The organism is Runella aurantiaca, assembly GCF_003339505.1.
Lineage (GTDB): Bacteria > Bacteroidota > Bacteroidia > Cytophagales > Spirosomataceae > Runella > Runella aurantiaca.
In genome coordinates, this window is sequence record NZ_QPIW01000053.1 from 1 (window position 1) to 2,375 (window position 2,375).

Annotated in this window: 1 protein-coding gene; it reads right to left on the reverse strand. The window is 47.6% G+C overall.

Annotated elements, in window-relative coordinates; genetic code table 11:
• On the reverse strand, nucleotides 1–2,131 hold a 2,131-nt coding region (locus DVG78_RS29960; RefSeq protein WP_147277212.1), incomplete at its 3' end, for an Ig-like domain-containing protein.
• Nucleotides 2,132–2,375: the final 244 nt, after the last annotated feature.

Here is a 2,375-nt window from a genome sequence, read left to right on the forward strand (position 1 = left end):
TGCTGACAACGAAGGTGATGTCTCGCGTCGTGCTTGCGCCCGCCGCCAAACTCGCAATCACCGTGTTCAAAGTCGCGGTGCTTCCTACCACGCTCCAGTTGGCATCGTTCAAGGTCAATCCCGCAGGGATGTAATCCGTTACTTGTATATTGGTCGCATCTACGTTGCCTTGGTTGAACACCGTGATCGTGAACGTCACCGTGCTGCCCGCAACTACGCTCGCGCTCTGGCCAACGGCCAACGTCTTGCGCAAAGCTAAGTCGAACACGGGCTGCACACAGGTGGGTACTATGATACTAACTGTATCACTACATCCATCTTTGGTATACACAAAATCAAACGTCTTTCCTTGTGCATCTGGATTGGTCAATGTCACCAAGCCTGCCGTGCTGATTGTCGCTCCCGTTGGATTACCCGACCTGGCCACCCATGTGCCTCCCGACAATGTACCTATAAGTTGTACGCTAGTCGGAACATTTCCATTGCTACATAACAAGGTTGTGTCAATGCCAGCGTTGGGTTTAGGTGTCTGCGTCAACGTTACTGGAGTACGCGTCAAACTTTTACAGGTATCTAAACCAATCACTTGATACGCTTCGGCATAGTAAATACCTACCGATGTCGGTGTATAGCTTGTACCTGTCGCTAATACTGTCATACTACTTGTACTTGCATACCAACGGGCCGTCAAACCTGAGCCTACACTTACAGTCAAAGCTGGAATCGTTGCTCCTTCGCAATAGACCTGATTTGCTCCTGCAATTGGCGCTGGAATAGTAGGACAATCACAGTTGGGTTTCTGAACAACCAGCGTACTGATACAACCATCCAGCGTAGCACGTACCGTAAAGGAAGTAGTATCTGAGCCTACTGTGATGGTATAACTACTTCCGCTGCCACTCACAATTCCTGCGTTAGAGGTTACTATTGCCCCTGCCGTAACACTTAAATTCACCGTGTAGCTGGAAGCACCCGTTATACAAGAAGCATTGATCAAGGTAATAGTTGGCTTTGGCTTCACCGTTAAGATTGTCGTATCTTGTACACTGCATCCTGTGGCGATTTCAGTTGCAGTCACTCTATAATCACTTGTCGTTGTAGCTGTCACTGTTATCGTCGCCGTTGTTGCTCCTGTATTCCATACATAGCTAAAATCTGCGGTGTTGGTGTAGCCAAAGGTTACCGTTGCTCCTTCGCAAACTGGTTCTAATATTATTTCTGGCAAGGTTACAACTCTGCGTTGTACTCGTATCGTATCAGTGCACTCGGTGGTTGTATTAGTCAATACGAAACGATAGAACCCTGATAAATCCATACCATTTACATTGCCTTGGGCATCTATCGTTGCTACATCCGTTTGGGTTGGGTTATTAGGATTATTGAATGAAAGGAAGGCCCAACTTTGTTCACTAGAAGCGGCTGGTAATTTTAAGGTACTGCCACATATCAAGGTGTCTAGGCCTGCATTAGGCTTAGGATTCACTACTACTTGCACCTCGTCTGTTGAAGCACACCCCGTACTGGTAGAAGTTACTGTTACGCTGTAGGTGGTAGTTGTAGTAGGTGATACACTAATAGTTGGCGTTATTGCTCCTGTATTCCATAAGTACGTAAGCCCCGTTTGTCCCTGAAAGCCAAAGGTTAAGGTCTCGCCCGGGCAAATATCATAATCTGGAAGTCCTACGACGGGTGGGTTCACCCGTATTACTTGAACAGTATCTGTACAAACTTCTCCTCCCGAAGTTACTGAATAGACAAATCGGTAAGTACCATTCACACTCAAACCACTAATGTTACCGTTGGCATCTATGGTTGCTACCGCTGGATTAGCTGGTATACCTATGGATGCCCATGTTCCTCCTGTAGTTACCGCAGTCAACTTAGAAGTTGTCATAGGAGAACATACCGTCACATCCAAACCTGCATTCGGCTTCACACAGCCTTCGCAAGGTCTCACATTAACAGCCATCGTATCACTGCAGCCCTCAACGCTATAAATAAACTGATAAGTACCCGCTTCCGTCATCCCTGAAACATTATTACCACTGATGGTAACCGTTGTTGGACTTGACCCCAATTGTATCCAAGTTCCTCCTAGGGTTATAGGGGAAAGTGTCGTACTGGTTGCCAAAGTATTATTGATCGCATCCACACAAGCCAAATCTTGATCTGCACCTGCATTAGGCTTTGGATTAATCGTTATGTTAGCTACCGAGGCATCATCGACACAAGGGGCTGTACCAGTTATCGTGTACGTAAACGTCGAACTCGTTGCACCCAAAGAAGGTGTAAAGGTGCCCGCCGCCGCGTTGAAGCTACCACCCGTCCCACTCGTGCGGGTCCAGACGCCGCCCGTCTGCTCGCCCGTTATCAGC